Here is a 26,483-nt window from a genome sequence, read left to right on the forward strand (position 1 = left end):
CCCTATATGAGTTGCGCTTATTTAGGTACAAATCAATAGCCTTCAACTTATCTTCAAATGTATGTCTAGACATACAAGCACCCCAATCATTAGAGTTTCTTTGTCTAACAATTGGGGTGCAGTTCAAAGCGGGTGGCTTTTTATTATGTGCACAATATGTAAGTTAAAATATGTGGTGAATAGCAAAAAGAAAGGTGGAATAGTAATATGAGTGATACTGAGATCGTAGGTTTGAGTCAATAATTCGGAGGCATTCTCTCAAAAATAAGTGTAAGGACTTAATTACATGGTGTCCATGAAATTATACTTAAATGATTCTTGCGTGAAAGGAAATTTACTGTTATATTAGATTCAATTAAATATTTTCTTATTTCAATATTTTTTGAAGTGAGGATAGAGGTGCAAAGATCATAAGTATACAATTTGAGGAGAATGAGATCCAATGACAATTGTGGAAAGGGGTATTTGCCGAAGCCGAAAGAATCTCATGTTCTTGAAGCTGGTTCTGCTATTGAATAAATACAGAACTGTCATATAGGAAACTATATGGAGGGCTATCTTATGCACGGAAACTATTTTTGATAAATATTGTTTCTACTGCAGCAACGAATCCCTCGTTGCTGCTTTTTTTTGTGCTTCTTATGAATGAGCCTAACCCCTCTAATTTAAAAATTTTTATAAAGGGTGTGTAGTTATGAAATTTGGCCAAGTATTAACAGCAATGGTTACGCCGTTTGACGATAATGGTGAAATTGATTTTAACGCGACGAAAACGTTAGTTGAGCATTTAATTACAAATGGCACAGATGGCCTAGTTGTAGCTGGTACAACTGGAGAGTCTCCAACATTAACCACCGAAGAGAAAATTGAATTATTCAAATGTGTTGTAGAGGCTGCTGCGGGAAGAGTCCCCGTCATCGCTGGAACTGGCTCAAACAACACGAAAGCATCAATCAGCTTAACGAAACTTGCAGAGGAAACAGGAGTCGATGGTATCATGCTCGTTGCTCCATACTATAATAAGCCTTCTCAAGAAGGGTTGTACCAACACTTTAAAACGATTGCCGAATCAACCTCTTTACCAGTTATGCTTTATAATATCCCAGGACGAAGCGTAGTTAACATTTCTGTTGAAACAATTGTTCGTCTATCAGAGATCCCTAATGTTGTGTCAATTAAGGAAGCAAGTGGCGACTTGGATGCCATGGCAGAGATCATTAGCAAAACACCTAGTGACTTTACCCTATATAGTGGCGATGATGGGTTAACAATACCAGTATTAGCAATTGGCGGAGCAGGAGTTGTTTCAGTTGCTTCCCACATCATTGGCAATGATATGCAAAAAATGATCAATGCCTTCAAAAATGGCGATGTCCAAAACGCTGCTACTACACACCGCAATCTGCTTCCACTTATGAGAGCATTGTTTATTGCGCCAAGTCCTTCACCGGTAAAAGCTGCATTAAATCTAAATGGCACACATGTTGGTGGTGTTCGCTTGCCAATGGTTCCTTTAAGCAATGAAGAGCAAAGTGCACTAGAAAAAGTTCTGCAAACTAGCGGCATTAACGTTACCTGTTGAAATAAATAAAAACAGATTAGGAGAGAGAGCATAGCTAAAACGACCGATTCAATCGACGCATTAAGGCAAGATTGTGCCAAAAGCTCAAGATGGATGAATCATCATTTAGCTAACTCCTAAAAACAGAAAAACTCCCTTAACACATTGGGGGAGTTTTTCTGTTTTTTCTATGTATGTATACTATATACATCTTCAGTTGCCATACAGAGGGAGACCTATTTCACTATATGTTCGTTCTTCTGTCGGTATTGGTGCAAAAACTTATATCTTAGTCAACACAACTCCGCATAAAGTAAGAATAATTCCTATTAATTGATATTTTTTAAGTCTTTCTTTAAAGATAACTAAGCTCCCAATTAAAACAACAATACAATTTAAACTAATGATTGGATAAACCACACTGGATGGCCCTTCCTTTAGGGCGAATAAATAACAGCTGTAACCAATCGTACTTAATATACCAACTAGTATACCTATCTTTATTTCGATTTTATGTGCAGTTATTTTTTTAAGTTCTTTCCGAGCTAATAAACTTAAATAGACAGCTCCTCCGCCATACATCGAAACAAGCATTTCACCCATGCTAAAGTGCTGATACGTGCTGAATTTCATAATAACACCAACTGTGCCGATAGATAGAAGAGCTAAACAGCAGCTTAAAATCCATAATTTATACTCTACATGTGCCGTTTTGTTTGGTTGATACTGAATAATACAAGCTGCCAATATAATAATGACGATACCAATCCAATTTGTTAAAGGAATGGATTGAGGAAATAATAAGGATGTAGCTAGAACAACAATGACTGTATTCATCGCAATAATGGTAGATGTAATACTTGCAGGTCCTTTCTCAAAGGCTTTCAACATTTGGATATTACCATTGGCATTTAAGATACCGATTAGTGCCCCCGTTAAAATAGGTAAAATGTGAAATTCAAAACTTCCTTTAATAAGAGTAAATAATAAGAGGATAAAAAAAGAAATCCAATAAAAGAAAAGTTGAATACACACTTTAGATAAATGTTGAAGGGCACCCCATTTAAATAAAGTATTGTTTACTCCGAAGCATACAGCTGTCCCTAAAGCAGATATAAACCATAACATAGTGTGTAATTCCTTCCCAGTAGTTTTTATACTACTAAATTATACAATTTATATAATAGTTTTAATATTTCAATTTAATGAAAAATAACTTCGGATAACTCTTTTGTAAAAGTATAAAGAGGAGAAGTATAAATTTATTACGAATCAACGGGTTTTGCTCTTTTATTAAAACCTCGTTTCCTATCATTCTTACACCTTTTTACTGTCCAATAAAATGCGATGAATTTTTCAAATCCATTCACCATTTTCTTCTCATTAAAACCTAAAGCTTTGTATCCTAAAACTCAAATGGACGTTTTAGAAGATGAGGTGCGGGAATCAAGTGAAGTAAGACAATGATTAAATACAAGGAAGAAGGGTACATTTAACGCCAATTGGAAAAATATTTTTTGAATGAATGAAACATGCCATGAATGTGATAGACGATGCGAGATGTGAGGTTAAGGAATATTTAGATCCTGAAAAAGGAACAATACGCATTACTTTTCCGATAAGTTTAGCAGCGTATACATTACCAACTGTAATCTATGCATTTAGATTGCGCTATCCGGAAGCAAAATTTCAGTTAAAACAAGCGCTTTACCAGGAATTAATTGAAGGTGTGATTAAAGGAGATTTTAATCTTGGTCTGATAGGTCCACTTCCTCTCAAAGAAAAAAACTTCAACAAAAAGTTTTATTTACAGAAAATATTGTGGCTCTTTTGCCAATTCACCACCGCCTTGCAAAAGAATCCTCCGTAAAACTTCAAGAACTAGTAGACGAACCGTTTGTTTTATTACCTCAGGGTTTTGTCTTTCGAGATATTGTTTTGAATGCTTGTCAGAATCTTGGTTTCATACCAAATGTTGCCTTTGAAGGGGATGATATCGATGCGTTGAAAGGGTTAGTTTCTGCTGGTTTAGGTGTAACACTCATGCCAGAAGTCACGCTAGTCGATAGCTTGCCACGCTCAACAGTGAAATTACCATTGGTTGAACCAAGCGTAACAAGGACTGTAGGCGTTATTACCCCAAAGGAACGAGCACTACTTCCAACGGAAAAGTTATTTTATGATTTCCTTCAGGAATTTTTCACTAGATTAGATGATTTTAAGAGTTGATTTATACTCAAGAAAAAGCACGTGATTAGCAGAGAAAAGTAATATATTATATTTTTCGTTACTATAATCCCTTTTTCTAGAATCTGAACAAAAAAGAATTCCTTGAAAACAAGGGACTTAAGAAAGGCTACGATTATGAATTATGCAGCTTTTATACATATGCTTATTCTTATAATAAATCGCTTTCATGAAAAAATATGTTGTAATTGATTTACTAACACATATTTCATATCTAGTTTTATAAAAAGCTGCCTCTCCTGACGCTCCGAGGCAGCTTTTTATCTCGTTAACATGTTAATAATAGCTGTTCAGTCAACTTTACTTTGGTTTGTATAACAATTTTTAAATACTCAAGTCTTTTGATTTTTTCTTAAATCTCAAGGGCTTTTTCTTTAAAAAGGGCAAGCATTCCGTCCGGAAAAGTTACTTTCACAGATAGATAACAATATTAAAAATAAAGTTTTCAATATTACATTGACAAGAATGCGAATCCTGCTTACAATTGAAAACGATTATCAACATCAAGTGGGAGGAGACACCGTTATGTCTAAGGGTAAAACTAGTCTGAAAATTAAGTTAACATTTGTGTTTATTTTAATTTTGTCAACATTATTAGTTGGTTGTTCAAATAATAATAATGGGGAATCAACATCGAAAGGCAGTCATGATAATATGCTTACGATTGCTTGGCCGAGAGATGTAGGGGAAATGAACCCACATGTCTACAACCCTTCACAATTATTTGCTCAATCTATGGTGTATGAACCATTAGTAAGCTACCAAGCTGGCGGTAAGATAAAACCAAGTCTAGCTAAGTCATGGGAAATCTCTGAGGACGGTAAAGTATACACGTTTCATTTGCGTGAAGGTGTAAAATTTTCTGATGGGACAGATTTTAATGCAGAAATTGTTAAAAAGAATTTTGATACTATTTTGAATAATACTAAATTACATAGTTGGTTGGGTTTCATTACGAAAGTATCTCAAACAGAAGTAGTGGATAAAAACACTTTTAAATTAACGTTGACTGAACCATATTATCCAACAATTCAGGAGCTAGCTGTAGTTCGACCAGTTCGTTTTTTAGGTGAAGCTGGTTTTCCTAAAGATGGTGATACTTCAAAAGGTATTGTTAAACCCGTAGGTACAGGTCCATGGATTTTAGAAAAGTATAAAGCTGACGAATATGCTATTTACAAACGCAATGAAAATTATTGGGGAGAGCTTCCAAAAGTAGAAAAAATCAAAGTGAAAGTTATTCCGGATGCGGAAACGAGAGTACTGGCATTTGAAAAAGGTGATTTGGACATGATTTATGGAGAAGGAGTTATCAGTCTAGATACGTTTAAACAATTAAAGTCTACTGGAAAATATGAAACTAGCGTTTCTGAACCGATTGCAACAAGACAGCTTGTTATGAATACAAAAACAGAACAGCTTTCAGATGAACGTGTACGTGAAGCGCTGCATTATGGTTTTAATAAAGAAGCGATGGTTAAAGGAGTTACTTCAGGTTTAGAAGAGGAGGCAGACCATATCTTACCTACAAATCTACCTTATACTAACGATATTGATGTTAAGTCAGTAGGATATGATGTAGAAAAAGCAAAGGCACTATTAGACAAAGCAGGATGGAAACTTCCTAAAGGAAAAACGGTTCGTGAAAAAGATGGAAAATTGCTTGAAATTGAGCTAATGTATGATTCAGCAGAATCCATTCAAAAGGCAATGGCAGAAACTCTTCAATCTGAATGGGCGGCAATTGGTGTGAAATTAAACATTGTGGGCGTTGAATTAGCAGACCAAGTTCAAAGATTTAAAGATAATAAATTTGATATTAATTTCTTTAGTAACTATGGAGCTCCTTATGATCCTCATACATTTTTAAACATTGTCGCATCAAAAGGATATGGATTTAATGAAGCTATTTCAGCATATCCAAATAAAGATGAGTTAATCAAACAAATGGTGAAGGTTCCTCAAACAACAGATGAAAAAGAGCGTCAACAGCTTTATGCGTCTATTTTAAAGTCGCTACAAGATCAAGGAGCTATTATTCCTGTTTCTTATATTAAGAAAACAGCCATTTATCAAAAAAACGTAACAAACTTTAAGTTCCCTGCTAATCGTGACGAGAATCCATTCACAGGAATTAGCATCAAACAGTAAATAGCAGGAGGTTTTCATGGGCAATTATATACTAAAACGAATTATGTCCATCATTCCAGTTTTTCTTTTGGCTGCCCTTCTCACGACTGGAATGATTCATCTTTCACCGGTGGATCCAGCTGAAGCTTATTTAACAGCAGCACACATCCAGCCGACCGATGAGATCTTGGCTCAAAAAAGACATGAGTTTGGTTTAGATCAGCCATTCTTTATTCAATATGTAAACTCTATTATGAAGATATGCCAACTTGATTTTGGCATATCTTATGTTTCAAATAAGCCCGTTTGGAATGAAGTTATATATCGAATACCAGCTACCGTTCAACTAGCCATAGCGAGTATATTAATAGCGGTGTTTGTCAGCGTGCCTCTTGGGTTTCTCGCAGGAGTAAAGAAAGGCAGCGTTATTGATCATTTTAGTCGTTTACTCTCCTTTTTTGGTGCGTCTATTCCAACTTTTTGGCTGGGCTACATACTGGTTTTTTTCTTTTCTGTTAAGCTTAATCTTTTTCCAGTAGAGGGAATCGGAACATGGCAGCACCTTGTACTGCCTTCCATTACGCTAGCTCTTCCTTTAATAGCAATGTATACAAGATTGTTACGTGCGAGTGTTCTTGAAAACTTGCAACAACCATATGTGCTATTTGCTCGAACTAGAGGACTTAAAGAAAAAACGATTATGACAAAACATGTGCTGAGAATTGCTATTTCCCCAATGATAACTGGGCTTGGAATGAATCTTGGAAAATTGCTTACGGGCACAATTATCGTTGAATCGGTCTTTTCTTGGCCTGGATTTGGGCGTTATTTCATTGAAGCTATTTTTAATCGTGATATACCTGTTATACAATGCTACGTGCTAATAGCAGCCAGTTTGTTTATTTTGAGTAATTTAATTGTAGATATAGTTCAAATGTATATAGACCCGCGTATTTCCAGGAAAGAAGGACAGCATCGATGATAACAAGTATACGTACGATATTTAAAAGTCAAAAAGTAATTCCCATATGTTCAACAATATTAGGTATTCTTTTTATCATCACCATATTGGCCCCTTGGATTACACCAAATGATCCCATTGCCGTCAATTTAGCTTATAAATTGCAGCCTCCAAGCTGGGATTTTCCATTAGGAACTGATCATTTAGGAAGATGTAACTTGTCACGTATTTTATATGGGGCACGTATCTCATTAGGTTTTGCTATACTTATTTTCATTTCATCGTTAGCAATTGGTTTAATTATTGGAACGTTTTCAGGTTATAAAGGCGGCTGGATTGATCATATTTTAATGAGATTTTGCGATGGTGTTATGGCTTTTCCAAGCCTTATTCTTGTACTAGGATTGGTTGGTATATTTGGACCTGGACTGTCACAAGTAATCTTAGCGCTGATGCTTGTACAATGGGTTTATTACGCGAGAATGTTCCGAGGAATGGTCCTTAGTTTGAAAGAACAGAACTTCATCTCCGCTGCGAAGATCAGCGGTTCTTCTCAATGGAAGATCATTAAAAATCATATTATCCCCAATGTGTTACCTCCGCTTGTTGTAATGGGTACGTTGGAAATGGGATGGGCTATCATGGATATATCTGCTATGTCTTTTCTGGGATTAGGCGTCCAGTCTCCTACACCTGAATGGGGAGCAATGATTCACGAAGGAAAATCATATATTCGAACGAATCCAGAACTGATGCTTTATCCAGGTTTGTCTATTATGCTTGTTATTGTTACATTCAATCTATTAGGCGAAGCGTTATCAGAACGTTACGGTGTCAAACGTCGATTTTGAAAAGGAATGAAGAAAGTTGGGAACAGAAGAGTCAAAAGTGTTACAAGTTAGAGATTTACGTGTTCAAATAAAAACAAAAAATGGTGTTACAACTCTTGTTCAAGATATAAATTTTGAACTGAAGCCTGGGGAAATTCTTGGTCTTATTGGTGAAAGCGGTTGTGGTAAAACCGTTACAAGCATGTCCATTCTCCAGCTCCTCAATCGTAAGGAAACAACAATTGAAGGGAGCATAATGCTAAAAGGCCAAGAATTAAATGGTTTAGCTGAGAAAGAAATGCGTAAGATTCGTGGAAAGGATATAGCCTTTATTATGCAAAACCCGATGAATGCTTTTACGCCAGTTTTTACTATTGGACACCAATTTATTGAGGCTATTCGCTCTCATACGCATTGGAATAAAAAACAGGCAACAGAGCTTGCCGTTGAGTCAATGAAACAAGTGAATTTACCTGACCCTGACAAGCTTTTGAAATACTATCCTTTTCAACTGAGTGGGGGTATGCTTCAACGAGTAATGATTGCTATTGCCGCAAGCCTGCATCCCGCTATTATTATTGCAGATGAACCGACAACCGCGTTAGATGTAAACAATCAGAAGAATGTACTACATCATTTAGATAAAATTCGTTCTGAATATGGTTCAGCAATTTTATTAATCTCTCACGACCTAGGAGTTATCTCTGAAATGGCAGATGAAGTAGCCGTTATGCAACATGGGAAAATAGTAGAAAAAGCAGGTATATTTCAGCTATTTGATTCACCAACGCATGAGTATACAAAGAAACTGCTAAATGCAAGGCCAGCATTATATTTAGAAGAACCTGTGATCAACTTAATTTGATATGTAAAAGCATTTTATAAGAGGTGAACAAGTGAGTTTATTACAAGTAAATGAAGTCACTCATAGCTACGGAAACCGAACATTTTTCAAATGGCAAAATCGTTCTAAGAAAGTACTTTCTGATATCTCCTTCTCTATTGAAGAAGGGACATGCTTAGGAATGCTTGGTACGAGTGGAGCCGGTAAAAGTACTTTAGGAAAAGTAATTCTTGGCTTGGAAAAGCCGCAGCATGGACAGGTTCTCTTTCAAGGACATGACATCTATACTGTAGATAAATATACTCGCCAAAAAATTCGGCGTGATCTTCAAGTTGTTTTTCAAGATTCGTACTCAGCAGTTAATCCCCGAATGACGGCTGAACGTATTATTGGAGAACCGTTAGAAAACTATGAAAAATTAACATTGGTTGAACAAAAACGAACCGTGATTGAGTTATTAGAAAGAGTAGGGCTTGATGAAAAAGACTTAAAAAAATATCCGCATCAATTTAGCGGCGGTCAGCTACAAAGGATCAATATTGCAAGGGCAGTCTCTCTTAAGCCAAAGCTCATTGTCTTAGACGAATCTGTAAGCAGTCTAGACATGGTTACGCAAACTCTCATTTTAGAACTATTAAAGGAGTTAAAAGAAGACTTTGGTCTGTCGTATTTTTTTATTACACATGATATCAAAGCTGCTTATATGATTAGCGATACATTAGGTGTATTAGAAAAAGGAGAATTAATCGAATACTATAATTCGAAAAATCAGTTCTTTACTTCAAAAAATCCTGTGGTAAAAGAGATGAGAGGTTCTATACTTGCAGAGCATCCCCGTTTTCGTTCAATTAGAGCAAGGAATAATCATATCTAATTTAAAGGTATACCCATGTATTTAAAGGCCTCGATTTCATCCACGTAATCGAGGCTATTGCTTTTGTGTTTAACTCAAAATGATAGAAGGAGGCCGGTTGGATGAATCATCGTACGTATCTTACTTTGGCGATTCCCCTGACAATCTCAACGATGACTACGCCTTTATTAGGTGCGGTTGATACCGCTGTTGTAGGGCAACTTCCAGCTCCAGCTTATATTGGAGGAGTTGCGGTAGGAACTCTTATTTTTAATACGTTATATTGGGTATTTGGCTTTTTAAGAGTTAGTACATCCGCCTTTGCCGCACAAGCAAATGGGGCAAGTGATCCAGATCAGGGAGTACTTGCTTTATCCCGGCCATTTTTATTAGCTGTAATAGTAGGGCTGCTTTTTATTCTTTTACAATGGCCGATTGAACATGCGGCTCTCCTAATAATTTCTCCTGATGCTGATGTAAGTAGGTTTGCAGTAGAATATTTTAGGATTAGAATATGGGGAGCACCTTTTACACTGATGAACTATGTGATTCTTGGTTGGTTAATGGGAATGGCTAAGATTAAAGAATCTCTATGTTTACAGATACTTACAAATGTTTTGAATATGTTTTTAGCTATTCTTTTTGTCCATGTTTTTTCTTTTGATGTACAAGGGGTCGCTACAGCAACCTTGATTGCTGAAGTTACAGCCTTCATATTAGGAGTATTCATCATTGTGAAAGCATCTCCGTTTAAATGGAAAATGCCATCAATTCAGGCACTTATGGATACAAATTCTATGAAGAGGATGTTTAATGTTAACAAGGATTTGTTTATTCGTACTATTTGTTTACTGGTCGTTATTAATATGTTCACAGCAAAAGGTGCTTCGTTTGGCACAGAATTTCTAGCTGCAAATGCTGTATTATTTCAAATCCACTACATAATGGCTTATTTCTTTGATGGATTTGCTAATGCTTCCAGTATTCTTGTTGGTAAAGCAGTAGGTTCAAATGATAAAGAGCTATATAAAAAAATACTTACTTTATCTAGACAGTGGTCGGTAATAACAGCAGTTACTATAGCCAGTTTATATGCACTTTTTCAAGAGCAGGTTATTGGGCTATTTACAAATTTGCCTGATGTGATCGAACTTTCACTTACGTATGGAGTATGGCTTATCATCTATCCCTTTGTTGCTTGTTTTGGCCTTGTCCTTTATGGGGTTTTTACAGGAGCAACTGAAATTGCTCCCGTTCGAAATTCCATGATTTACGCGATGATTGTCTATATCATTATACAGATTGCGGCAACTCCTATCTGGCATAATCATGGCCTATGGCTGGCTTTCATCATCTATACTATAGGGCGATCAGGGTTCCTAGTTATGTACACTCCTCAATTAAATAAAAAATTGTTACAGCTAAAGGGAGAAGGCTGAAAAATTTATAACAAAATAGCTCCGGTTCATTCATAAGGGAATCCCTCAAAAACGGATATGCTAACGGTGCTGCTACTCTCCTAAATAGATGGGGTCATTAAGAAAGTAGCCAGGGAGGACGGCCTCCTTTCTTAATAAAGGTGTGTTAAATGATTAGTGGATTTTTATCTAAGTAAAGCAAGAAATAAGCAAGCCGCCAAGTGCTTTTTTAAGAAAGCTTTGGCTTTTTTGCACGTTTCCAAAGTTTAATTCTCTTTTACAAACAATTGTCCTTGCTCTAAAAATATATAGATTTCTACTAAGAAATAAAAAAATTCGTTATCTGTCCCGACTGAATAAAAAAATTCCATTCATCATCGTATAATAAATTTCTTTATTGAAAACAGTAATACGAATCTAACGGATTCGTATTTTCCGGTGACATTCAAAATGCGTCCCAAGCAATAGAAAGAAGAGGTTTTGAACGTTTATAATTCGGTTAAACATAAGGCAACAAATTATTTTTTATTTATTCTGTATATTTAAATTATTCGTTCGTAATGGTACAATAAAATGATGGAAAGAAGATATGATGCTTCTTTCTTAATAAAGGATGAAGAAATATGGATATTAAGGCTCAGCAAACAAAGCTGGCGAATAATGTGGGCAAATTGTTACGAGATAACTTTGGAAAAGGCCCCGAGGCTGTTCATGTTACGATTTATGAACCGTATGTTGTTATTTATGTCAGTGGCTTTGTCTCGCCGATGGAACAAGTACTGTTAAACCAGAATGAAGAACTTCAGGTTATGACTACAAGAGAGCTTTTAGTAAAGACTCTTGAGCCTCAAATCACTGGGCAAATTAAAGGGATTACAGACCTTGACATACAGCATTTATATTATGATTGGAATTTAGATCATCACTCCGGAATTTTTGTGGGAGTTTGTCTGGACGATTTGAAAGCCGATTTGACTGAGGGTGACCCTTACCCAGGAAAACAAGCAATTCATGATCGGATTATAAAGATGAGTGAAATTGCACAAAAAGGGCCTGAAAAAATCTCTTCATATAAGTTAAGTGATCGTACATTGGTCATCGTACGCGAAGGAATACTGGTCGCTATTGAAAAGCAGCTAATTTCGTTGGGTTTTGATGACACCTTACGCATTTCTAAACGTCCTTTGGAAAAAGGAATCTTACGACAAAACGATGACTATGATGAGATATTAAATGCAGACATTCTTGATATTTTTGTAGATTGGGATTTTGAAAAGGATAATAGTATTATTACGCTTATCCTAAAACCAAAAAATTAATGAGGCAGTAATGAATTGGACACACTGTGCCAAACATAAGCCGAGGAAGCAAAGGACATACCTTTTCTTTTTCGGCTTATTTTTGTTGTCTAAAAAGAGTAAGTCCTTTTGTAACGGAATAATTCCCTAAAACAGCACCTAAAAATAGGATGCGCCAACAGAAAGGATTTGGTCGGTATGGCTGATAATCATGAGATTGTATTGTTTATAAAAGAACTTCGTCGATTGTTGCAGGATTACCAAAAGCATGACAATGAATTTTACAAAGAAGAAATTAGCAAGGATATAATACTTTTAAGTACCATTATCTATGGAAGTAAAAGCGGAATTTTAAATAAAAGAAGAATCTTTAAACACAGGAAATACAAAGGTAAACAGAAACCAATCTATTAAAGATATACCAGTATGCCTCGTTTACACTTTGTAAAAAGTGAATTCTTACTACCGAAAATGATCTTATGATGAAGAAGGAGTTTTCATAAAACATCACGAATAGTATACCTTATGAAACTAGAAACTAGGTGCACCATCTATGGATAAAACGAAACTGGAAAAAGAATTAAGTAGCTATATGGGAAGGTTACTTCGTGAAAACTTTGGAAGAGGTCCTGGAGGTGTATTCACCGTCATTTCTCCTCCTTTTATAACCGTTTATTTTAAAGCCTTTTTATTACCTTTAGAAAAGGCTTTGTTAGACAAGGGACAAGTTATCTATGTTCAAAAAACACGTGATTTGTTAATGGGGACTTTAATTGAAGAGATAAAAGGATATATACAATTAAATATACATTTAGATATCGAAGAATTTTACTATGATTGGAATTTAGAGCTGCAGTCTGGCATGTTTATCATGATCCATTCTGATAAAGAAAACATAGTCAATCATTCCTATAAAAATCAGAAATTGCTGCATAAAGAAGTTGAGGAAGTGACTCAAAAAGCAGAAAAACTCCCTCAAGATGTTTCTTCTTATTTATTAGATCAGAGAACACTCCTTATAATCAGGAAAGGTATTATGGTAAGTATAGAGAAAGAATTAGTCCAATTAGGGTTTGAAGAAAACCTTACATTGGCTAAAAGAAATCTCGAAAAAAGGCTACTTCATGAACATAGTCAATCATTAGAAGTGATTTTAGATTCAAAGGTAACAGATATACTAGTCGCATGGGACTTTCATAAAGATAAAAGTACAATTCTTCTGATTTTAAACCCAACTTCATAACGGCACTGATAAGCTAGGCACTGAACTAGATGTAGGCCAAAAAGAAAGGTTAGATAACCTTTCTTTTTGGCCTATTGTTTTTTTACTACTACTATCAAAATAGAGAAAGTGGTGATAATTATGCTATTTCAATCAGATGAAGGAAAGGAACCTTTAACTGTTGAGATACACACTGAAGTGGATATAGTAGAAGCGCGTCAGAAAGGGCGAATGTTCTCTAACTGCTTAGGCTTCAGCACACTTGATCAAGCCCGAATTATTACGACTATTTCAGAATTGTCCAGAAATATATATAAATATGCCACTACGGGAAAAATTATAATGGAAATAATAGAGAATCAACTTGAAATAGGACTCAAAATAATAGCTATAGATAAAGGACCAGGCATTAAAAATATTCAAAAAGCGCTAGAAAGTGGCTATACAACGTCAGGAGGGTTAGGCGTTGGTTTATCAGGAGTAAAAAAATTAATGGACGAATTCACCATATCATCTCAAGAAGACCATGGCGTTAACATCGAGGTTATAAAATGGAAAAAAAATAAGTAAAAGGAGCACAAGTTAAAATGTAAACGTTTATCTACAACAGTAGGTGAAGATTTGTATAGGTTCATCAGTAGTTAGACTGAAAAATAGATTTTTTATTAAGCCCTATTAGGATCAAAAAATTTTAAAAAGTTTAAGAAAGAACTGACTTCCTCTTTACAAAAACTCCTTTATTGAATAGGAGATAGCTTCTAAAAATATCATCCCCTGATGATCCTGCTCTAGGATACGGTTAAGATATTTCACATGCTTGAGTTGGTACTTTCAGCATGTGCTTCTTCTCTATTAACTCTTAGCAGTAGGACAAAAATTTTTCTCCGCAGTAATCACAAGAGGCTTAGAAACATGAGAAAAAGGTGTAGAAAATTATGAGCAATTGTATTTAATCGTTAAAATAATTGATCATAATCAAGTCTCAAAAGTCATAGATTCTTAGAAATTATTAACAATGATAATTGTGATATAAACGGGACAAGTATATAATTTTGTGAAAAAAGGATGGATACTATGCCAATTAATTCTTTTGAAAACTATCCAATGAGCTGGAAGCCATCTGTTGACAAAACAAGAAAACCTATTTACCAAGCCATTGCAGACCAGTTGGAACAGGATATTCTCAAGGGAGCTTTATTACCTGGAACAAAACTTCCTCCACAGAGAGAGCTAGCCGATTATTTAGATTTAAATTTGAGTACGATTTCAAAAGCGTTTAAGGTGTGTGAACTAAAGGGTTTATTAAGTGCTACTGTTGGAAGCGGTACATTCGTATCATATGATGCGTTATCAAATGCGTATTTACTCGAAGATATAAAGCCTAGCCACTTAATTGAAATGGGCGCGACACTCCCAGACAATGATTCATACGAGCCGCTTCTACTTCAACTAAAAGATATGCTCCAAGAGGCGGATTATGAAAAGTGGTTCGGTTACGGGAGGCCAGGTGAAAGTCTTTGGCAAAAAGATGCAGCTGTAAAGTTAATGAGAAGAGGTGGATTTAAAACAACAGTTGATCACATTTTATTTGCAAATGGAGGACAAAATGCAATTGCTGCAACACTAGCGAGTCTTTGTCAGCCTGGAGATCGAATTGGTGTTGATCATCACACTTATCCAGGTTTAAAAACAGTTGCAGCTATGCTTAGTGTGCAATTAGTACCGATAAAATCAAAGAATTATGAAATGAGTCCAACTGCTTTTGAATATGCATGTAAAAATGACAATATTAAAGGCATTTACTTGATACCACACTATCATAATTCAACTGCTTGCTGTATGTCTGTTGAAAACCGAGAAAGGCTTGCCGTGATTGCAAAAAAATATAACCAATTTATTATTGAAGATGCAACGTATCATCTCCATCATGAGCAACCAATGCCAGCAGTGGCATCTTATGCACCAGAACAAGTCATCTATATTGCGAGTTTATCAAAATCAATAGCACCAGGGTTACGACTAGCATATGTAGCAGCGCCTAGTCGATTTAAAGAGCCTATTTCAAAGGCACTTTATAATTTAAATATATCAATTTCACCATTATTAGCAGAGCTAACAGCACGTATTATTGTGTCAAATCAATTTGAGTCCTTAGTAGAGAGTCATCGTCAACAAGCTATTCTCAGAAATCGAATTGCAAATCAACATTTAGAAAATTACACCTGTTTAGGTGTGGAAACTGGTATATTTCGTTGGTTACTATTACCAGGAAAGATTACAGGTGCTGAATTTGAAACATTAGCTGCGCAGCAGGGCGTACAAGTGTATGCAGCAGAACGCTTTGTAGTGGGAAACAGTTGTCCAGACAGAGCTGTAAGGATCGCTGTTTGTGCACCTAAAACGATTGGAGAGCTTGAGCAAGGATTGATTATCCTTAAACGTTTACTTAACGACTATTTATAATATTGTTTGCCAAACAATTATAATATTGTATGGCTTTTTTATGCATGTTATGATAATCCAAATCTAGTGAGAATATTTTTAAAAATAGAATGAGTTTTCTGAAAGGAAGGTTATGATGGTAAACGAGGATCATGTAAAAGCTCTAGACAACCAATCAACTTGTTTACAAGAATATGTTAATTCACCAGAGAAACAAAAAGCTTTATATAAACGAACCTTATTTGTTGTAAGTGTTTCTCAAATCTTTGGCGGTGCGGGATTGGCAGCAGGAGTTACTGTCGGTGCACTTATTGCACAGCAAATGCTTGGTACAGATGCCTATGCAGGAGTACCGACGGCTCTATTTACCTTAGGATCTGCAGGAGCTGCTTGGTTAGTAGGAAAGCTTTCTCAAAAAAAAGGGCGTCGTGCAGGACTTACGACGGGTTTTATCCTAGGGGGAGTTGGAGCGATTGGTGTTATTTTTTCTGCCATTCTTAATAGTATTTTTCTTCTTTTTCTTTCGCTCCTCGTTTATGGATCAGGAACAGCTACTAATCTACAAGCGCGTTATGCAGGAACAGATTTAGCCAAAGCAAAACAACGGGGGACTGCCGTTAGTATGGCCATGGTTTTCACTACATTTGGAGCCGTTGCAGGCCCGAATTTAGTTGATGTGATGGGGGATTTTGCTCTTTCTATTGGTGTCCCAGCACTTGCGGGACCTTTCATTTTAGCAGCAGTTGCATATATAGTAGCTGGTCTTGTATTTTATATTCTGCTGCGTCCGGATCCGTTACTGATTGCAAGAGCAATAGAAGCGAATAAACAAGAACGTGATGCTCAAAAAAATTTAATAAATACTGAGCGATCAACGAACAAAAAAGGAGTGGCTGTTGGAGCCACAGTTATGGTCCTTACTCAAATTGTAATGGTTGCTATCATGACCATGACGCCTGTGCACATGAGACATCATGGCCACGGGCTAACTGAAGTAGGGGTTGTAATTGGATTTCATATTGGTTCCATGTATCTTCCTTCATTATTTACAGGGGTCTTAATTGATAAAATTGGACGAACGGCGATGACAATTGCTTCAGGAATTACCCTTCTTTTAGCTGGGCTGGTGGCAGCTGTGGCACCGAGTGATTCAATGGTTCTTCTAGTGGTTGCTCTATCGTTACTTGGATTAGGATGGAACTTAGGGTTAATTAGCGGGACAGCTCAAATAGTGGATGCTACAGAACCATTAACACGTGCGAAAACACAAGGTACTATAGACGTTTTAATTGCTTTAGCAGGAGCTTCAGGAGGGGCTTTATCAGGAATGGTTGTAGCTCAATCAAGTTATGGCGTTTTATCATTAAGTGGAGGAATTCTATCTTTAGGATTAATTCCGGTTATCGTATGGGCTTATAGAGATACAGGGGAAAATAAAGCTAAAGTAGGTCAAGAACTTTAATTTATCTGGGATATGGAAGCCTGGCTCTCAAATAAATGATGTTACTCAAATTTACTCGTATTCTTCCACTTCCATGTAAAGAATTGAATTCTTTTTTACAGAGACTACATTGACATTTCAATTACACGAATGACTTTCTACTTAACAGAGTAGAAGGTTTTTCGATTTTAATTATGAATTAAGACTAACATTAATCGCCGCGTTGTCTATATTGTTTAAAATAGTTTTATTTCTTAATGTAATCCTACCTGACAAACAATCGTCCTTTTTCAAGTACGCTAAAAGCATAAGTTTATGATATATAGATTTTGGTGTAATCTCTGGAACATTTCTACCCGTATTAGGGGCGCAATAGAGGGGAGAGTGTGTAAAGAGGTTCCCCCCTCACTTAACTCAGTTATATAAACAAACAATACTCATATACATTTATTGAATGGCTTCTTTAAACTTGTCACGAAATAAAACATAATTCGATAAAGAGTACATAGGAGGAGAAAACATGTTTGTTCATATAGTTCAACCTGGTGATACCTTGTCTTCAATAAGCAGCAGATATGGTTACCCCATTGCTCAGCTTAGGAGTGTGAATGGGTTAGAAGAAACGAATATTGTTCCAGGTCAGGCCTTACTTATAGCTTCTTATGTATACACAGTTCAACCTGGTGATACAATGAGCAGCATTGCTAAAAAAGCTTATGTATCCTTAGAAGAATTAAAAAGGGTTAATTCTTCAGTCCATTATAATTATTTGCAGGTGGGAATGAAAATAAAAATTCCTAACATATCAAACTACATTGCAGGTACACTGCAATATTATGCTGTTCGAAATCCAGAGTTAGATCGCAGTTTAATTACTGATTTTGCAACTTATTCCTCGTCCATTTCTATCTTTGAATATCATTTTGGCAGCAATGGAGATATTATGAATGATTTAAACGATTTAGTAGCGATTGAAACGACTTGGAAAAACCGAGTTACACCGTTAGTTACGATTACTAATCTAACTTCTGAAGGATTTAGTTCTGATCTTGCCCATCAAGTTTTAAATAATCCTCAGGCAAGAAACAATCTTGTTAATAATATCTTTTATTTAGTATCTAGAAAAGGATATGGCGGGGTAAATATTGATTTTGAACGCGTAAAGGCCGAGGATAGAGATCTTTTCACAGGATTTTTACGTCAGCTGGGTGAACGTTTAAAACCTGCAGGCTATGTGCTGACCATAGCGATTCCGGCCAAGACAAGCGAAGATATTCCTTGGCTAAAGGGATATGATTACGGGGGGATAGGTGCAGTTGTTAACTATATGTTCATTATGGCATATGATTGGCATCATGCAGGCAGCGAACCAGGACCTGTTGCACCTATTACTGAAGTACAAAGAACCATAGAATTTGCGATAAAAAGTGTTCCGCGAAGAAAACTCATCATTGGAGTACCTTTATATGGATATAATTGGTCAATTCCTTACAAGCCTGGCACAGTAGCATCCGCTATATCCAATCAAGATGCGATTAAAACAGCGATGAGATATCAGTCGCCCATCCAATATTCTAAGGAGTATAAATCCCCATTTTTTCAGTATAGAGATCAAGCGGGACAGATGCATGAAGTATGGTTTGAAGATGTAAGAAGCATGAGTGAAAAAATGGTGTTAGTTCGTAAATTTGGTTTGCAAGCAATAGGAGCTTGGCAATTAACACTCGGATTTACGCCAGGGCCTTGGCTTTTAAAGAAATTTTTCACTATTAGAACGGTATAAATAGCACTAATTTTTATGAATCAATTTAAATATTTTTCAGTTAATAGTTATTCGATATACGTGGTTAACAATAAAAAAATTCTATTTATAGTAACTTATAAGAGATTGGGGGTACTGCTATGGCAAAAAGGATAGATGTCTCAATAAAGAAGCATCAATTAAAACTATATGATGGGGCTAAATTAGTAAAGACATATCCTATTGCTGCAGGGAAAATGATTACTCCAACTCCAACTGGAAAATTTAAAATTATTAATAAAGATACTACCCCTCCACCTGTATTTGGCCCTCTATGGATGGGACTGTCAAAGCCTACATATGGAATACACGGGACTAATGATCCAGCTTCTATTGGCAGAGATATGTCACATGGATGTGTCAGAATGAGTAATAAAGATGTTCTAGAGCTTTCCTCTGCAGTTCCCATTGGAACGCCGGTTTATATACACAAATAATAGTTTAAGAAGAGCACGATTTTTTACATGTAGTTAATTGTCGAAATCCAGGGTATCAAAGTTTAAGTATATGCTATACAATCATGGGTTTTTTATGTAATAACAAAAAAGTACCCCGGTTAACAGAGGTACTTTTAGCATTTTAACTTATTTTGATGCTGGAGACGTAGTAACTTCTGGAGAAGTTACTTTGTCATAAAAATCTACGAATTTGTCACGATCTTCGCTATCACGGTAAGCCATAGCAACACGTGGATGTTCATTCAGCACACCAGAAATCATGTAAGGAATGATATAGCCCCATTCCCACTTTTGACGCATTTCTAGCATATGCTTTTCAATTACGCCAAGGACCGGCTTCATCTCATAGCTTGGTTTTGGTATGTAGCTAACAAGCAGCTCTGTGTTACAGTTACCAGCTGCACGTCCCATGCCATAAACAGACGAATCGAGGAATGTAACGCCATTGCGCATCGCAGTTAATGTATTAGCAAAAGCTAGCTGCATATTGTTATGTGTATGGATTCCAAGCTGTTTACTAGGAATCATGGCTTGGAACTTTTTCACTTGATGCTCAATATCCGCAGGATCTAGGCTTCCGAAGGAGTCAACGATATACACAACATCTACCGGACTTTTCTTTACCATTTCAAATGCTTCAATAAGCTGATTTTCCGGCACGCTAGATAGCGCCATAATGTTAAGTGAAGTCTCATAGCCCAAATCATGGAACATTTTTATAAGCTCTAAGCCTTTATCTACTTCGCGAACGTAGCATGCCACTCGAATCATATCTAACATACTTTGTTCACGCGGCAGGATGTCATTTGGATCTACACGGCCAATATCTACTAAAGCAGATAGCTTCGTGAACTTTTTCTCAGGGATAATTTCTTTGAGAAAGTTATCGTCAAGAAATCTCCATGGATTGGGCTCAGTCGCTTGAAGAAGCTTAGGGGAATTTTTATAACCAATTTCCATATATTCGACGCCGGCTGCGTTTAGGCCGTTATATAAGTCTTGAACAAATTCAACGCTAAAATCCCAATTATTAATTAAACCTCCATCACGGATGGTGCAGTCTATAATTTTGCTGTTATGTTCCATGGTAGTGATTTCCTCCTATGTATTCATATTCGTATTATTTAAAACTTTATCACTTTTATGCTTTTAAGCACTAAACTATCTATTGTGTTTATACCACGACTGATTCAAAGGAGTCAATGTATTTTCTCCAAAAGACTCTCTATTTCACCATATTTTAGGGGTTAAGAGGTGTTTCGTTTTTTATCGAGCTTATGCTCTTAAAAAATCAAGTTCGGAAGTACACCTCTAGTATATACAAACACAGCACATATTACATCACTATCATTGTCCAAAGAGGCACCCTTAAAATATAAGGGTGGCACAGCCGAGAGCTCAGAATATACGGCCTCTTTCTTTTGCCAGCCTTACAATAGATCAGTGTGATGAGTTGGTTGCGCGTTACATGCAGTGACTATTAAGCATGTAAAAACAGAAAATATCAGCTGCTGAGTAATTATCCTTTTTTGATGGACCTTGTTTTTCTATTGTCATATTTTCAGGTGCAAGTAATTTCTCAACAATACTACAACAGCCTCAGATTCACTATCAAAAAAGTGAATCCGAGGCTGTTTAATAGCTATTTGTAATAATTTATTTCTCGTTACATCGTTAAAAATGTAAAGAATGATAAAAGTATAGAAGTAATAAACATCGCAATCAACGGCTTTAATGCTTTTGTTCGAAGAGCCTTCATACTTACATTTAACCCTAACCCGACCATAGCCATTGTTAAAAGAAAGGTAGTTAGAGTTGAAATATCATTCATGATCGTTTTAGGTATTGTAAGGTGCTTGCCTACGACATAACTTCCAAAAATACTCATAATTATAAAACCTATTAAAAACCAAGGGAATTCAATCTTCGTGCCCTTTTCAATTTTTCCTGTTCGCTGCATCCAGTACATTAAGAGAAAGCTTAATGGCACAAGTAAGAGCACTCTGCCTAACTTAGCCAACAGGCCAACAGCTAGGGCATCGCGTCCAGCCGGTGCTGCAGCTAGAGCTACGTGGGCAATTTCATGGAGGCCTACGCCTGACCAAATTCCATATTGAATATTGGTTAAATGTATATAAGGTCTTAAAATGGTATATCCAATCGCAAATAGGGTTCCCACTAAAGCAATAACACCAGCTCCGATAGCTGTATCTTCTTCTTTTGCTTTTATAATTGGAGAAACAGCTGCAATAGCGGCTGCACCGCATATTCCTGTTCCTATCCCTAAAAGAAGGGATAAACTACTATCAGCCTTCATCCATTTGGCTAGAAAAACCGTTAAAATAATCGCAAATACAGCCGTTCCCACATCGCGGAGTAACAATCCCAACCCGTGATGAATAACAACATCAATATTAAGCTTTAGTCCATATAAAACAATCGCATAGCGTAACAGCTTTTTAGAAGAAAATTCAATTCCAGATCTTATTTTTTCAGGGTATCCCCAAATCTGACGATAGATGACGGCCATTATAATTGAACAGGCTAGTGGACCAATCTGATTAAACCCCGGGACTTTAGCTAAGCCATAAGCAAGTAAAGCAAACAGAAAAGTAAAAGCAACTCCTCCAGCCCATAAAGAAACAGTAGATGATGTTTTAACATTTGTTCCTGAGAATAGATTCTGCTTTTGGGCTTTATTTATAGTGATCATGCATTTCATCTCCAATATGAATTCTTATTAAGCGCAGCTTCACACAAGAAGTGTATGCTTTAACTATAAAAGACACTTTATCATTAGTAAAATATAGATAAATCATGATTATAATTAAAAAAAATAATAATTAACACAAAAAAGCAGCAAGTTGATTTTCAGTGACTTTAAAGATCAACTTACTGCTTTTGTACGTTTTTATCCTTTAATTCTTTAAAAGAAGATGATCCATACAAAAATGTATGTGCTTATGAGAAAGAGACAGCCTTACTAGTTGCTAAGCCTTTTTTGCGTCTATACCATAGCAGAATCAAGCTGCCTAGCACGCAAAGGAAAGAAACTAACTGAGCTATTCTGATATGAGAGGTTAACATTAAGCTATCTGTACGCAATCCCTCTATGAAAAATCTTCCTATCGAATACCATAGTAGGTAAGTAAGAAAGACCTCGCCTTTTTTTAACAAGGATTTTCTTAATATAATTAAGACAAGGACGCCCATTATATTCCAAATTGATTCATAGAGAAACGTAGGGTGATAGTAGGTTCCATTAATATACATTTGGTTAATAATAAAATCAGGTAAATGTAAAGCTTCTAAAAACTGACGTGTAACAGGTCCGCCGTGTGCTTCTTGATTCATGAAATTTCCCCAACGGCCAATAGCTTGACCTAATAATAAGCTAGGTGCTAAAATATCAGCCATTTTCCAAAAAGAGAGATTCTTTTTTCTACAAAACCATATAGCTGTTAATACAGATCCAATAATTCCACCGTGAATGGCTATACCCCCATGCCAAATTGCGATAATTTCACCTGGGTGTTCTTTATAATAACTCCATTCAAAAAATACGTAGTAAATTCGAGCTGTAATGATAGCAATGGGTAGTGCTAGCAGAAGTAAATCAGAGATGGTTTCTGAAAATATACCTCGTTTCTTTCCTTCTTTCGAGGCTAACAAGAAGCCTAAGAAAGCTCCTATCCCTATGATAATTCCATACCAATGGACCTCAAGTGGACCAAGGTGGAAGGCGATAGGGTTTAAAGGTTGTGTGTGCTGGTTCATGTTTTTTCTCCTTTACTTCATATCGGTTTTCTTACATTTTTTTAAAGTAATATTAAATTAGAGTGCCTTTTTAGTATATCTAATTAGATAAAGAAAGGACAACTTTTGCTTACAAACGATCATTATTTCTTTGCCTACTTTAATGTAACAGAATAGTCTCCTTAGAATAGTCAAAATTAAAATAGACAGTACATTGACTTAATTACCAAAATATACTATTCTTATTTTAGACAATATACTGTCTAAAATGGAGGGTGGATATGGATATTTATAAAGAGCTTTTCTTAATGCAGCAAACTTACGCTACCTTATTTTCTCTGGCAAATAAAATTCAAGTAAAGGGTGATAAATCTCTTAAACTTTTAACATCAAGACAGCATATGGCGATGGTGGCAATTGCTCATTTACCTGAAGGTGAAACAACGTTGAATAATATTGCTAGAAAATTAGGAACCACAAAACAAAGCGTCAAACAGTTAATTACCATTGTGGAAAAGAAGGGTTATGTCGACATAGTTCCTAGCAGTAAAGACAAGCGTGCAGTTAACGTAGAAATTACAAAAGCGGGAAAAGAGGCACTGCTTGTTGTTTCAGAAAAAGGAATCTTCTTTTTAGAAGAACTTTTTAACAAGTTCTCAACTGAAGAGTTGGAAATAATGTGGAAGCTTTTAAAGAAACTTTATAGCTTTGATGGGGAAGAACATGATGGATTTGAAGAAGAAGGTAACGTAGAAATGGATGAAGATCACACTGAATTACAGTTGAGAGTAATAAGGGAGCTTAAAAGTCGAAGAAGAGAAGCAATTAATAATATGAGGAAGAACACATAAAAATAAATCCGATAGGCTACTTTATCTTAAAGCAGACTGTTCAATCCTTTTAACGATTTTTGAAATAAAGAATAAAGGAGAGCAATCATTATGTTTGAAATCAGCGACGAAACATTATCATTAATTAATAAAACCTGTAAAGGAAAAAAACACTTAAAATTAACCGTTGGCTACTTAAAGGACAATCAGCCTGTTACAAAAACTTATAACGAAAGCGGTGAAATAGATCCATCAAAAAAATATCATTACGAAATTGGTTCTATTACGAAAACTTTCACTGTCTCGCTGCTATCAAAATATGTATCTGAAAACAAGCTGTCACTAAACGATTCTATCCAAAAATACATAAAAGAACTTAAAGAAGACACGTATTACCCTACACTGCTCCTCCTTGCTACGCACTCTTCTGGATATTCAGCGAGATTACCTTTAAATAAACGAGAGTATTTTAAACTAATGTTAGGTGTGACTTTTGGCGGAAATGATTTGAACAAAAATAATCCGCTGCATATGGATTTTAACAAAATGAAGATGCTAATTGAAAGAACTAAATTGAAAGAAGTAGATTATTCATGGAAATATTCTAATTTCGGTATTTCACTTATTGGGTATGTGTTAGGAACTATCTCAGGCAGAGGATATTGGGACACTATGAATGACTTTCTTCATAATGAGCTTAGACTAAAGGATACGTGTTTAGGCACTTCAAATAATAATTTACAGGGTTATGACCGCAAACATAATGATTGCGGCAACTGGCAGTGGGACAAAGAAAATTTTATATCACCTGCGGGGGCAGTATCCTCAACCGCTGAGGATTTACTTAAATACGCAAAAATAAATATGTACGAAGATAAACCATATCTTTCTTCTTGTCATAAAAAACATGGAAATGGAACAAAGAAGTTTGATATGGGTCTTGGATGGTTGCTTTTAAAGAAAAACAGTAACGTGATGCTGCACGGCGGTGGAACAGGATGCTTCAGCTCATTTTTAGGGATTGATAAAGAAAAGAAAGTTGCTTCCGTCGTTTTGGCTAATTATAGACTAGGCAGAAATGATGATGAGAATATAGGAATGTCTTTATTAGAAAGCCTGCAAAAAAATTGTGAGAATTAGTCTATTACAGTGCACCTTATCTCTTTAATTTTAATTTACGTAGATATTTTATTATTGCTTGCATAAGCATCACTACATTTATGTTTTTTATTGCCCAATATAACTGCTCTTCAAGAAGCGTAGATACCGCTTCTTTTTTTGATGAAACCGTGCTATTATCATTAAGGTTTGTGAAGAGCAGAAGATTTTTGTCTTTACATACATTCGTTTGGTATAGTGTTAGAAATAAGGAGTGGGTAAGTTGGTTTTTACTGAATTTTTTCAGCAGTTTCCCGTAAAGGTTTTAACGGTAGCGCTGCTGATTATACTTATCGTTTATTTTATTCGCAAATTCATCAAGCTTTTCTTTGATAAAACGAGCTTTTTAGATGAAAAACGAGAAGAGACGCTGATGCACTTTTCTAATCAGGTAACAAGAGTAGTGGGATTGGCTTTTTTCTTTATTTATGTGCTTAGCCATTTCTTTGACTTCGGAAAGATTCTCACTAGTTCGGTAGTGTTAGCCAGTGCCCTGGCCATAATTCTCCAGCATATCATTCGTGATTATATAATGGGATTGACTTACTTGTTTGAACGCCAGATCCATCACGGAGATTATGTTATTCTCAACGGAAACCGCCAAGGGAAAATAGAAGAAATTACTATGCGCTATCTAAAGATTCGTCAGTATGACGGATACCTCTATACAGTCTCATATAGCAACATTACGGAACTTCAGAACGGAACCCGAGGAAGACGCCGGGTAAATGAAAGTCTTATTCTCAACTATAGACAAAATCCGGACGATGCCTTCAAAGTAATGGAGCAAGTAGCACAAACATGTAACGAGAAATATGGTCAATATTTGTTGAAAGATGTGAATGGAATTCCTATAGAGAGCTTTCAATTCAATCAAATTACTGAACTGAACGTAGATTTTAAAGGTCACCAATATTCATTATCAGGCCTTGTGAAGGAAGCTGATTTTGTAGAAGCGGGCCAAAAGGTGAGATATGAACTCGCAATGGCTGCCTACAAAAATGACCTAATGATGGCTGAAAGCTTCGAGACAAGCCATTAAAAATAAAACTCGTACCTTGTTTATATACAAGCTTTTATATTTAAGATACAAACACCCTTCTGATTTTTTAAAAGGGTGTTTTGTATTTTAAAAAATATCTATTAAGTACTTCTCCAGTACAGATTAATTATCTGAAACAGAACAAATTAATTAGTACATATAAATTATTTTTCTAGTAATATGGTAAAATT

Annotated in this window: 22 protein-coding genes, 2 pseudogenes and 1 riboswitch; of the genes and pseudogenes, 20 read left to right on the forward strand and 4 right to left on the reverse strand. The window is 35.9% G+C overall.

Features of this window, described 5'->3' with window-relative positions:
* The first annotated feature begins 386 nt into the window (after positions 1-386).
* Positions 387-565: riboswitch (Lysine riboswitch) on the forward strand.
* Positions 566-694: 129 nt separating this feature from the next.
* On the forward strand, positions 695-1,582 hold the full coding sequence (dapA, locus tag ACN6NE_RS19805) for a 4-hydroxy-tetrahydrodipicolinate synthase (protein ID WP_129707587.1): 888 nt from the start codon (positions 695-697) through the stop codon (positions 1,580-1,582).
* Positions 1,583-1,843: 261 nt separating this feature from the next.
* On the opposite strand, the gene ACN6NE_RS19810 is transcribed toward dapA, so the two are convergent.
* Positions 1,844-2,689, reverse strand: a complete 846-nt coding sequence (locus ACN6NE_RS19810) for a DMT family transporter (protein ID WP_474326794.1) — start codon at positions 2,687-2,689, stop codon at positions 1,844-1,846.
* A 346-nt stretch (positions 2,690-3,035) separates the two neighbouring features.
* Here ACN6NE_RS19810 and gltC point away from each other — a divergent pair.
* From gltC to ACN6NE_RS19890, 16 genes and pseudogenes are all read left to right on the forward strand, one after another.
* Positions 3,036-3,790, forward strand: a pseudogene (gene gltC / locus ACN6NE_RS19815) (glutamate biosynthesis transcriptional regulator GltC); the annotation flags it as partial.
* 543 nt (positions 3,791-4,333) lie between these two features.
* Positions 4,334-5,959 carry a nickel ABC transporter substrate-binding protein gene (gene nikA, locus ACN6NE_RS19820; RefSeq protein ID WP_129707591.1) on the forward strand — a complete coding sequence of 542 codons (1,626 nt, stop codon included), beginning with the start codon at positions 4,334-4,336 and terminating at the stop codon, positions 5,957-5,959.
* 16 nt (positions 5,960-5,975) lie between these two features.
* A complete protein-coding gene (gene nikB / locus ACN6NE_RS19825) occupies positions 5,976-6,920 on the forward strand; it encodes a nickel ABC transporter permease subunit NikB (RefSeq protein ID WP_013082614.1) in 945 nt (314 codons plus the stop codon).
* Positions 6,917-7,750 carry a nickel ABC transporter permease subunit NikC gene (nikC, locus tag ACN6NE_RS19830; RefSeq protein ID WP_129707596.1) on the forward strand — a complete coding sequence of 278 codons (834 nt, stop codon included), beginning with the start codon at positions 6,917-6,919 and terminating at the stop codon, positions 7,748-7,750. Before nikB ends, nikC begins: the two co-directional genes overlap by 4 nt.
* 16 nt (positions 7,751-7,766) lie before the next feature.
* Entirely contained in the window at positions 7,767-8,594 is an 828-nt protein-coding gene (nikD, locus tag ACN6NE_RS19835; protein WP_474326797.1) for a nickel import ATP-binding protein NikD, read from the forward strand.
* A gap of 31 nt (positions 8,595-8,625) precedes the next feature.
* On the forward strand, positions 8,626-9,447 hold the full coding sequence (gene nikE / locus ACN6NE_RS19840) for a nickel import ATP-binding protein NikE (protein ID WP_268577628.1): 822 nt from the start codon (positions 8,626-8,628) through the stop codon (positions 9,445-9,447).
* A 101-nt stretch (positions 9,448-9,548) separates the two neighbouring features.
* Positions 9,549-10,865: an MATE family efflux transporter gene (locus ACN6NE_RS19845; protein ID WP_474326799.1), complete on the forward strand. Its 1,317-nt coding sequence runs from the start codon at positions 9,549-9,551 to the stop codon at positions 10,863-10,865.
* Between the two features lie 156 nt (positions 10,866-11,021).
* Positions 11,022-11,108 (forward strand): annotated as a pseudogene (locus ACN6NE_RS19850) (IS6 family transposase); the annotation flags it as partial.
* Positions 11,109-11,467: 359 nt separating this feature from the next.
* Positions 11,468-12,163: a Na-translocating system protein MpsC family protein gene (locus ACN6NE_RS19855; RefSeq protein ID WP_016766397.1), complete on the forward strand. Its 696-nt coding sequence runs from the start codon at positions 11,468-11,470 to the stop codon at positions 12,161-12,163.
* 177 nt (positions 12,164-12,340) lie between these two features.
* Positions 12,341-12,556 carry a hypothetical protein gene (locus ACN6NE_RS19860; RefSeq protein WP_129707605.1) on the forward strand — a complete coding sequence of 72 codons (216 nt, stop codon included), beginning with the start codon at positions 12,341-12,343 and terminating at the stop codon, positions 12,554-12,556.
* A 139-nt stretch (positions 12,557-12,695) separates the two neighbouring features.
* Entirely contained in the window at positions 12,696-13,385 is a 690-nt protein-coding gene (locus ACN6NE_RS19865) for a Na-translocating system protein MpsC family protein (RefSeq protein ID WP_129707607.1), read from the forward strand.
* A gap of 120 nt (positions 13,386-13,505) precedes the next feature.
* Positions 13,506-13,934, forward strand: coding sequence for an ATP-binding protein (locus ACN6NE_RS19870; protein ID WP_129707609.1), 429 nt, complete (start codon positions 13,506-13,508; stop codon positions 13,932-13,934).
* A 504-nt stretch (positions 13,935-14,438) separates the two neighbouring features.
* Positions 14,439-15,827, forward strand: a complete 1,389-nt coding sequence (locus ACN6NE_RS19875) for an aminotransferase-like domain-containing protein (RefSeq protein WP_474326803.1) — start codon at positions 14,439-14,441, stop codon at positions 15,825-15,827.
* A 112-nt stretch (positions 15,828-15,939) separates the two neighbouring features.
* A complete protein-coding gene (locus ACN6NE_RS19880; RefSeq protein ID WP_474326805.1) occupies positions 15,940-17,268 on the forward strand; it encodes an MFS transporter in 1,329 nt (442 codons plus the stop codon).
* 499 nt (positions 17,269-17,767) lie between these two features.
* The gene (locus tag ACN6NE_RS19885; protein ID WP_129707615.1) at positions 17,768-19,030 is read left to right on the forward strand and encodes a glycoside hydrolase family 18 protein; all 1,263 of its coding nucleotides are present in this window, start codon (positions 17,768-17,770) and stop codon (positions 19,028-19,030) included.
* A 119-nt stretch (positions 19,031-19,149) separates the two neighbouring features.
* The gene (locus tag ACN6NE_RS19890; RefSeq protein WP_129707617.1) at positions 19,150-19,485 is read left to right on the forward strand and encodes a L,D-transpeptidase; all 336 of its coding nucleotides are present in this window, start codon (positions 19,150-19,152) and stop codon (positions 19,483-19,485) included.
* Positions 19,486-19,632: 147 nt separating this feature from the next.
* On the opposite strand, the gene ACN6NE_RS19895 is transcribed toward ACN6NE_RS19890, so the two are convergent.
* The 3 genes from ACN6NE_RS19895 to lgt all read right to left on the reverse strand — a co-directional run bounded on the left by ACN6NE_RS19895 (position 19,633) and on the right by lgt (position 23,283).
* Positions 19,633-20,592 (reverse strand): aldolase catalytic domain-containing protein, encoded by a 960-nt coding sequence (locus ACN6NE_RS19895; protein WP_129707619.1) that lies wholly within the window; start codon positions 20,590-20,592, stop codon positions 19,633-19,635.
* A gap of 580 nt (positions 20,593-21,172) precedes the next feature.
* Entirely contained in the window at positions 21,173-22,219 is a 1,047-nt protein-coding gene (locus ACN6NE_RS19900; RefSeq protein ID WP_474326808.1) for a YeiH family protein, read from the reverse strand.
* A 248-nt stretch (positions 22,220-22,467) separates the two neighbouring features.
* Positions 22,468-23,283, reverse strand: coding sequence for a prolipoprotein diacylglyceryl transferase (gene lgt / locus ACN6NE_RS19905; RefSeq protein ID WP_129707625.1), 816 nt, complete (start codon positions 23,281-23,283; stop codon positions 22,468-22,470).
* A gap of 260 nt (positions 23,284-23,543) precedes the next feature.
* Between lgt and ACN6NE_RS19910 the strand changes: the two genes are divergently transcribed.
* From ACN6NE_RS19910 to ACN6NE_RS19920, 3 genes are all read left to right on the forward strand, one after another.
* The gene (locus ACN6NE_RS19910) at positions 23,544-24,113 is read left to right on the forward strand and encodes a MarR family winged helix-turn-helix transcriptional regulator (RefSeq protein WP_129707627.1); all 570 of its coding nucleotides are present in this window, start codon (positions 23,544-23,546) and stop codon (positions 24,111-24,113) included.
* A 90-nt stretch (positions 24,114-24,203) separates the two neighbouring features.
* The gene (locus ACN6NE_RS19915; protein WP_474326810.1) at positions 24,204-25,232 is read left to right on the forward strand and encodes a serine hydrolase domain-containing protein; all 1,029 of its coding nucleotides are present in this window, start codon (positions 24,204-24,206) and stop codon (positions 25,230-25,232) included.
* 232 nt (positions 25,233-25,464) lie between these two features.
* Positions 25,465-26,292 carry a mechanosensitive ion channel family protein gene (locus tag ACN6NE_RS19920; RefSeq protein ID WP_231504547.1) on the forward strand — a complete coding sequence of 276 codons (828 nt, stop codon included), beginning with the start codon at positions 25,465-25,467 and terminating at the stop codon, positions 26,290-26,292.
* Positions 26,293-26,483 lie beyond the last annotated feature (191 nt).

This window comes from Priestia sp. 53B2 (genome assembly GCF_056099005.1).